8 protein-coding genes, 1 pseudogene and 1 other annotated feature are annotated in these 8475 nt (G+C 50.0%); all 9 genes and pseudogenes read right to left on the reverse strand.

What is annotated here, in order from left to right; genetic code table 11:
- Nucleotides 1–69 (reverse strand): annotated as a pseudogene (locus WBV27_RS02875) (translation initiation factor IF-3); the annotation flags it as partial.
- A 44-nt stretch (nucleotides 70–113) separates the two neighbouring features.
- Nucleotides 114–245 (reverse strand) — a sequence feature (ribosomal protein L20 leader region).
- An 85-nt stretch (nucleotides 246–330) separates the two neighbouring features.
- The gene (gene folK / locus WBV27_RS02880; protein ID WP_424199247.1) at nucleotides 331–831 is read right to left on the reverse strand and encodes a 2-amino-4-hydroxy-6-hydroxymethyldihydropteridine diphosphokinase; all 501 of its coding nucleotides are present in this window, start codon (nucleotides 829–831) and stop codon (nucleotides 331–333) included.
- Between the two features lie 4 nt (nucleotides 832–835).
- A complete protein-coding gene (gene folB / locus WBV27_RS02885; protein ID WP_424199249.1) occupies nucleotides 836–1204 on the reverse strand; it encodes a dihydroneopterin aldolase in 369 nt (122 codons plus the stop codon).
- The gene (gene folP / locus WBV27_RS02890; protein WP_424199258.1) at nucleotides 1197–1976 is read right to left on the reverse strand and encodes a dihydropteroate synthase; all 780 of its coding nucleotides are present in this window, start codon (nucleotides 1974–1976) and stop codon (nucleotides 1197–1199) included. Before folP ends, folB begins: the two co-directional genes overlap by 8 nt.
- A gap of 85 nt (nucleotides 1977–2061) precedes the next feature.
- Nucleotides 2062–2619 (reverse strand): GTP cyclohydrolase I FolE, encoded by a 558-nt coding sequence (folE, locus tag WBV27_RS02895; protein WP_086943423.1) that lies wholly within the window; start codon nucleotides 2617–2619, stop codon nucleotides 2062–2064.
- Between the two features lie 18 nt (nucleotides 2620–2637).
- Nucleotides 2638–3828, reverse strand: coding sequence for an amidohydrolase (locus tag WBV27_RS02900; RefSeq protein WP_424199251.1), 1191 nt, complete (start codon nucleotides 3826–3828; stop codon nucleotides 2638–2640).
- A 156-nt stretch (nucleotides 3829–3984) separates the two neighbouring features.
- Nucleotides 3985–5919: a threonine--tRNA ligase gene (thrS, locus tag WBV27_RS02905; protein ID WP_424199253.1), complete on the reverse strand. Its 1935-nt coding sequence runs from the start codon at nucleotides 5917–5919 to the stop codon at nucleotides 3985–3987.
- Between the two features lie 627 nt (nucleotides 5920–6546).
- Nucleotides 6547–7473 carry a primosomal protein DnaI gene (dnaI, locus tag WBV27_RS02910; RefSeq protein WP_119093188.1) on the reverse strand — a complete coding sequence of 309 codons (927 nt, stop codon included), beginning with the start codon at nucleotides 7471–7473 and terminating at the stop codon, nucleotides 6547–6549.
- On the reverse strand, nucleotides 7473–8475 hold a 1003-nt coding region (locus WBV27_RS02915), incomplete at its 5' end, for a DnaD domain protein (protein WP_424199256.1). The genes dnaI and WBV27_RS02915, both read right to left, overlap by 1 nt.

The following is an 8475-nucleotide window of genomic DNA, read 5'->3' on the forward strand; positions in this document are numbered from 1 at the left end:
TCCTAGTTGCTCGCCGTCACTACCGATAATGCGTAGCTCGCGGGCACGGATGCCGTCGTTAACCATCATATCTTTTGCTATGGTCGTTCACCTCCATGATATTTGAGAGAAAGAACGCAGAAAAAAGCCGGCGGGTCACAATAACCCGCCGACAATACTCGCATTGCTGCAAGTTACTTGTACATATCTGGCCCAGGGACGCAATTGTCCACTTAGGCGAGAAGCGGGTGCTTCTGCTTAATTTCTCAACTTTTACAGTATACCTTGCTGAAATGAAAACGTCAAGAACATTTCAACAAAAATATTCATTTTCAATATAAGTTCAAACATTCAGGATTCCGGCACGTATTTCCAGATTTCTTCGAGATCATTCGCTGGCAATTCCGTCACCAATTCATTAACCGTTTTGTTCCATTCCGGAACGACATACTCCGGATTCAGTTCCTGCAGCGGCAACAGCACGAAGGAACGCTCCTGCATCCTTGGATGCGGCACGGTCAGCCGTTCTTCTTTGATACTCTCCACTCCGTACAAAACAATATCGACATCCAAGGTGCGCGGGCCAAATCGGATGGTCCGCACCCTGCCGAGTTCCTGCTCGATGCTTTGGCAACTATCCAGCAAGTCCAATGGCAGCAGATCCGTTTCCGCTTCGAACACAAGATTCAGGAAATCCGGTTGGTCGAGGTAGCCGACGGGTTTCGATTCATAAATGGATGATACGCGTTTCACTTCCACATCCCTCAAGGACCGGAAGAGCTCCAACGCTTTTTCGAGATGGGCTGCGCGCGGTTCCAGATTCGTGCCTAAGGCGATGTAAACGACAGGCATGCGCTTAGCACCCTTCCCTTTCGCGGTAGATTTCAACCGCAACGGAATCATAATGGCCGACGATCGGCGGATCCGGTTTGATCACTTTCACTTGGCAAGCCTGCAGCCCGTCGAAGCGCGCAAACAAAGCGATGGCGATATGCTCCGCCAAAGCTTCGATCAGGTTGAAGTTTTCGCCCTCCACTACCGCTTTGACGGCCTTGTATGCATGGCCGTAATGGATCGAATCCTCCATTTTGTCGCTGTAGCCGGCTTTTTTTGTATCGGTGTGCAGCACAACATCCACGTTGAAGCGTTGTCCCAACACCTTTTCTTCCGCATTCAATCCATGAAAAGCATAGAACTGCAGATTATTCAAATAGATTTTATCCAATCGGGCTCTCTCCTTTTTTCAACATGATATCCATCATCCTTGCCATTTCCGCATTGGCCTTCACATTGTGCACACGGAACAGCTGGGCCCCGTTCACGATGCCCAACGCTGTCGTTGCGGCGGTCCCCAGATCGCGTTCCTTGAAAGGGAGATCCCCCAGCGCCGTTCCGATGAACCGTTTGCGGGACGTTCCCAAGAGCACTGGGTAACCTAGCTCCGTAAACCGCTTCAGATGATGGACCACATTCAGATTGTCTTCATAGGTTTTCCCGAATCCGCAGCCAGGATCCAGGATGATGTTTTCTCTTTTGACGCCTGCCGAAACTGCAATCCGCACGCTCTCCGCCAAGTCGGCCAGCATATCCTCGATCAAAAAGGCATAATCCGGCTTTTCCCGATTGTGCATCAAAATGATCGGCACATCAAATGCCGATGCGACTGCTGCGATCTCGGGATCGTACTTGCAGCCCCAGATGTCGTTGATGATGTCGATGCCGGCTTCGCAAGCCGCACGGGCGACCGCCGACTTGTAGGTGTCGATCGAAAGCGGCACATCGACCGCCTTTTTGACTGCTTCAATAATCGGCACAATGCGCGCAATTTCTTCTTCATCAGAGATCTGGGTGTGACCCGGACGTGTTGATTCTCCACCAATGTCGATGATGTCGGCGCCATCCGCAACCATTTCAAGCGCGTGGGCGACGGCTTTTTCGACCGTGTTCCACTCCCCGCCGTCGGAAAACGAGTCCGGCGTCACATTCAGTATCCCCATGATGTAGCTGCGCTGCGACAGGTCATATATTTTTGTCTTCGTCGTTAATTTCAAGATGCATTCTCCTCATCAGCGTGTAATTTTTCTACAGTTTGATCAATTCCAACACTTCGCTTCTGGATTTGAATGATTGTTTGAATGCGCCACGGACTGCGGATGTCACAGTCTTGCTGCCCGGTTTTTTCACGCCCCGCATCGTCATGCACATATGCTCGGCTTCCAAAACCACCATGACTCCCTGCGGTTCCAAATGCTCCATCAGGATATCCGCAACCGTCGTCGTGATCCGTTCCTGGATCTGCGGCTTTTTGCTGACCTCATCCAGGATACGCGCCAACTTGCTCAAACCGATCACCTGTCCATCCTTCGGCATATAAGCGATATGTCCCACACCGAAAAACGGAACCAGATGATGTTCGCAAGTGGAATAAAAAGGAATGTCCTTCACTAATACAATTTCGTCGGTATCTTCATGGAAGACAACTTTAGCGTGATCGGCAGGGTCTTTCTCGACACCGGAAAAAATTTCCGCATACATACGCGCCACCCGCTTCGGTGTATCCTGAAGCCCTGAGCGGTTCGGATCTTCCCCGATCGCCTCCAAAATCATTTGGACGGCGGTTTCTATCTTTTCTAAATCCATATTTATCCTCCTAAACGCTCATTCCGCGGCTAACGCCGCAAGGGTGATGTCAGCGACTGCTTTAGCCGCGACCAATAGAGCTTTTTCATTGATATCGAATTTCGGGTGATGATTATTGAAAACTTCTGCCTGATTCGGACGGGCGCCGACATTCAGGAAAGCGCCGGGTATCTTCAGCAGATACTGTCCAAAATCCTCCGCTCCGGTGTTGGCAGAAGTTGCGATGACCTGGTTCAAGTAAGACCCGACACCATTTTTTTCCAGAACAGCGACTGCTTGCTCGGTCTCTTTCGGATGGTTGTACAACGGCGGGTAATCGGAGTTGTAGTCGATCTCCACCTTCACGTCGTACATCTCCTCAAGACCGCGGCCGATCCGGTGGAAATGTTCCTCGATGACCTTTCCGACTTCAAGATCCATGTAACGGGCATCCCCACGCAGAATCAGGCTGTCCTTGATGACATTGCTGCTGCCGACCGCCTCGAAGGAGCCGATCGTCACGACAGCCATATCATAAGGGTTGATGCGCCGCGACACGATGGTCTGCAGATTCATCACGAAGCTGGAGGCTGCCACGATTGTATCGTTGGAGCGGTGCGGCTGCGAACCATGTCCGCCTTTTCCTTGAATCGTGACTTTTATGTCGCTGCAGCCAGCATAGGCGTAGCCGCTGGTGTAAAAGACGGTGCCGACTTCATAGTCCGGGTAGAAATGGATGCCGTAGATCTCATCTACATCATCAAGCAAACCAGAGTCCATGATGCTCTTGGCGCCGGCCGGGGCCATTTCTTCGGCATGTTGGTGCACAATTTTGACGGTCCCTTCCCATTGGTCCCGCAGGCGGATCAGACAATCTGCCAAGACCATCAGATAGGCAGTGTGTCCGTCATGTCCGCAGGCATGCATGATGCCTGGATTTTTGGATGCGAACGGCAGACCTGTCTGTTCCTCGATCTGCAGCGCATCGAAATCCGCCCGCAGCGCGATGGTGCGGCCTGGTTGTTTCCCGTTGATCGTGACGACGATGCCATAGCCATTCCCGACGTTCGTCTGCACATCAACCGATTTATTTTCATAGAAACGGGCGATGAACGCAGCCGTCTCCTTCTCGTCGAATGACAGTTCAGGATGCTCATGGAAATGACGGCGCAGAGCGATCATGTCATCTTCGCGGCCGTCCAACATATTCATCAATTCATCTCTTAACATCTTCTCATCATCCCCCATTAAGCGAATTATATAAAGACGAAGGCCCGGAACACAAACTGCCATGTTCCGGGCCTTCATCAAGCTAACAGAATCAAAGCTACATCACTGAAACTTATTGTATCATGATTTGCTCAGAAAGATGTGGATTTGATAAGATTATTTGAAGTTTTTGATTTCAGATTGAACCTCAGCCAAGAAATCATCCATGCTGAAAGTAACCATTTCTTTCGAGCCATAACGGCGGACAGTTACGGTTCCGTTCAGCAATTCCTGATCGCCGATGACCAATTGGTAAGGTATTTTTTGAGTCTGGGAAGCACGGATTTTGTAACCCATCTTCTCGTTGCGATCATCGACTTCGACGCGCATACCCAACTGTTCCATTACGGCTTTCAGTTCAAAAGCTTGATCGGCATGCAGATCAAGGTTGACAGGGATGATCGTTGCTTGGACAGGAGCCAACCATACCGGGAATGCGCCTTTATACTCTTCGATCAGATACGCCACAAAACGCTCCATTGTCGAGATGACGCCACGGTGGATGACAACCGGACGGTGATTGTTTTCGCCGTCTTCGCCGACATAAGTCAGGTCGAAGCGCTCAGGCAACAAGAAGTCCAATTGAATGGTGGACATTGTTTCTTCCAAGCCCATCGCTGTCTTGAACTGCACGTCCAATTTAGGGCCGTAGAAAGCAGCTTCGCCGATTGCTTCGAAGTATTCCAAACCGAATTCATCCATGGCTTCCTTCAGCATCGCTTCCGCGCGGTTCCACATATCGTCGTCATCGAAGTATTTCACTTTGTCTTCAGGGTCGCGGTAGCTCAGACGGAAACGGTAATCGCTGATCTGGAAGTCTGCATAAACATCCATGACCAACTGCATCACACGTTTGAACTCGTCCTTGATTTGATCCGGACGGACAAATGCGTGGGCATCATTCAGAGTCATTTCGCGCACGCGCTGCAGACCGGACAAAGCGCCGCTCTTTTCGTAACGGTGCATCATGCCCAATTCGGCGATGCGGATCGGCAATTCGCGGTAGCTGTGGATGTCGTTCTTGTAGACCATCATGTGGTGCGGACAGTTCATCGGACGCAACACAAGCATTTCGCCATCGCCCATATCCATCGGTGGGAACATGTCCTCATGGTAGTGGTCCCAGTGGCCGGAAGTCTTGTACAATTCCACATTCGCCATGATCGGTGTGTAGACGTGCTGGTAACCCAGGCTCACTTCTTTGTCGACAATGTAACGCTCAAGCGTGCGACGGATCGTTGCGCCTTTAGGCAACCAGAAAGGCAGTCCTGAACCGACTTCAGGGGAAATCATGAACAAGTCCAGTTCTTTGCCCAATTTGCGGTGATCGCGTTCTTTTGCTTCTTCGCGCATCTTGATGAATTCAGCCAAGGCTTTCTTGTCGAAGAAGGCTGTTCCGTAGACACGTTGCATCATTTTGTTGTTCGAGTTCCCTCTCCAGTAGGCACCCGCCAACGACAACAACTTGAAGACTTGGATTTTGCCTGTTGCCGGCACGTGGACGCCGCGGCAAAGATCCGTGAAGTCATCTTGCGTGTAGACAGTGATGACGTCACCCTCAGGCAACGCTGTGATCAATTCGACTTTGTAAGGGTCGTTTGCGAAGATTTCCAATGCTTCCGCACGGCTGACTTCACGTCTGACGATCGGATAATTCGCCTTCACGATGTTCATCATTTCCGCTTCGACTTTCGGCAAGTCCTCTTCGGCAAGCTGCACTTCCATATCGGTATCATAGTAGAACCCAGTTTCGATTGCTGGACCGACACCGAAATGGATTTCAGGGAACAGGCGCGTCAAGGCATGCGCCATCAAGTGGGCAGTCGAGTGACGCAGGACACCCAATCCGTCTGCGTGATCGGGTGTGACGATTTCAAGTGAACCATCCGTCTCCAACTGGCGTGTGAAATCCACCAATTCCCCGTTGAATTTCCCGGCCAAAGCTTTTTTGGCCAGGCTGTTGCTGATGCTTTTTGCTACTTCTTCCACTGTTACGCCGGCTTCGAATACTTTTACGGCGCCATCAGGAAAAGTGATTTTGATTTCTGACATGCTGATTCCTCCAATTAATTAAATTCTGAACTTACGGTGAAGATAAGAAATGCTGAGCGGGTTCGTACAGCCCTGAAAGAAATTTAGGAAATCGTGCCATGCAACGTTCCCTACGGTCACCTTGTACTGGGACTCTAAGGGATGAATCCCTAAGACTCCCATGCAACTGAGCATCGTAGAGCGCAATAGGTACGATTTATCTAATTTCCGAAGGGCTAACCCGTGAAGCTGGACAACTTTTTTAGATGCATGAACTTTTGTGTAAATTCATGCATCTAAAAAAGGCAATAAAAAAAGCCCATCCCCAGCTTGTGCCGGAAATGGGACGTGTCTACGTGGTTCCACCCAAATTCAAAGAGTGCGACAGGCATCCGCTTAAGATTCTGTCTCATCCTTACTTGAACGCGATAACGAGCGTACCGTTTCCCCCTACTGCACTTTCAGGGAATCTCTCGAAAGGGGTCGATACATGATTGATTAGGATGTTTCACCAAGCCATCCCTCGCTAAAAATCAGTTCATCCATCGGTGTCTTTCTCATCGATTTGTCTTTCGTTTCATCTGTAGTCCATTTAAACACAAAAAATAATTGTTTTCAAGTTTAAAATAAGAAAAGCTTTGCGTCAGACTACTGCTCGAAGCGACGGTTCTTCCCGGTCATAGGAATCTCGCGCGATAAGAAGCGGATCCGCTCCATCAGACGTTTCGCCTTCATCGGCTCGTCATCGCCCCGGTTGCCCATGCGCAAATGCTCCTCCAACTGCTGCATCGTAAAGTTGGAACTGAAGAATGTCGGCAAGTCTTCCTGCATCCGGTACTGGAGGATGACGCCGAGCACTTCATCACGGATCCAAGTGGAATTGGCCTCAGCTCCGATGTCGTCCAACATCAGGATCTCCGCCTTCTTCACGGCATCGATTTTTTCGTTGACCGTGTTGCTCTGGATCGCCTGCTTCATCTCCATCGTGAAGGTCGGGTAATGCATCAGTGTCGTCAGATGGCCACCCATCGCCAATTCATGCGCAATCGCACCCAACAGATAGGATTTCCCTACCCCGAATGGACCATAGAAATAAAGCGCTTGGTGATGCACTTTCGGATTCCCATTGAATGAATCAATGAAATTCAACGATTCCAGAATGGCCGGCATCCGCTCGTTTGATTGGACAAACCGATCCAAAGTCGCCGTGCGGACATCCTTCGGCATCGACATCGAATGGACGCGGCTCCGCAATTCCTTTTCTTTTTCCTTTGCCATCGTCTCGTCCGTCGGTGTATAGACGACATCGATGTAACCGGCATTCAATACAAGGTGCGGCTCATAGCCTGGATTCTGCGATTCTTTCCCCAGCTTGATCTTCTCTTTTTCCTGCACATATTCGTGCAATTTTGAATAACTTCTCTCGACGATTTCCCGCGTCAGACGTTCTTCGTGTTTCTGGAAGAACGCTTGGACATCGGCATCCTTCATGATTGTGTCGATCATGCCTTTGTAGCGTTGGCTGATTTCGGGATTATTCATATATTTGTAGAATGCTCTTCCGATATGATCCATCACTCATCCCCTGCCTTTCCGCTACTCTTTAATTTTTTGATGCGTTCATTCAGTTTTTGTTGCGCTTCCGGCGTCAGCGGTGTTTCCACAACCGACTTATGTTCCTCTTTAGCCCAATCCGGCAAGTTTTCTTTCTTGCGCGCCACCGTTTTCCCGTAATTCTTTGCGGTCGTTCGGCTGGCTGCCCGCTTCTCCGCTTTCGCTTTCATCTCGCCGGCGAATTGTTTCGCTTTCGCCAACGCTTTTTCGGGCGAATCGACACCGTCCTGCAGCCAATCGTTTGCGATGGCTTCCACATAGGCCTTGGAAAGATGCGGATTGTTGAGGATGACCAACACATAGTGCGTCAATACGTTGAGCACACTCGGTTTGAAGTCAGCCTTTTCCATCAGCGTACGCAGCAATTGCGTCTCCGAGGCGGTCACGATGCCGCCTTTCTGTTTTTTGATGCTGGTCAAAAATTGATGCGGCGTCAATTGTTCGCACGCCTTGATGAACGAGATCTCTTCACTGGAAAAGCGTGCCTGGATCAATTTTTGTTCCCGGCCTTTTTCAGTATCTTTAGCCAGTTGGATGCTCTGGGTGACTTTGTCCTTTACTTCCAAACGGGTGCTGTGTCTCTGTTCATAGGCATCGGATACAATTTTTTTGAGCGCTTCTCCGTCTACTTTGCCTGATTCGATATCAGCGGCCTCCAGAATGAACTGGGCCATCTGCAGTTCGTCGCAACCATACAGCGTGTAGAGGATAGTGATTGTGTGCTCCAATTCCTTTGTGATGGATTCACGTTTGACGAATTGCTTGTTCAACAGCTGCCGGAAAAACGCGAAGTCAAACCCATCGTTCTCGATTACGGGCAGGCTTGCCGCGTTATCACCCAACAACGTATTATCGTTCTGCCTCATCCGCGCTTGCTCCGTAAAGGCACTTTCCGAGAAAGAAAAAACATCCAAAAAGGACTTGGTGATATTCTCCGCCTTTTTTACGTCGCGGACTTGCCGG

This window comes from Trichococcus sp. (genome assembly GCF_049589555.1).
Classification (GTDB): Bacteria; Bacillota; Bacilli; order Lactobacillales; family Aerococcaceae; genus Trichococcus.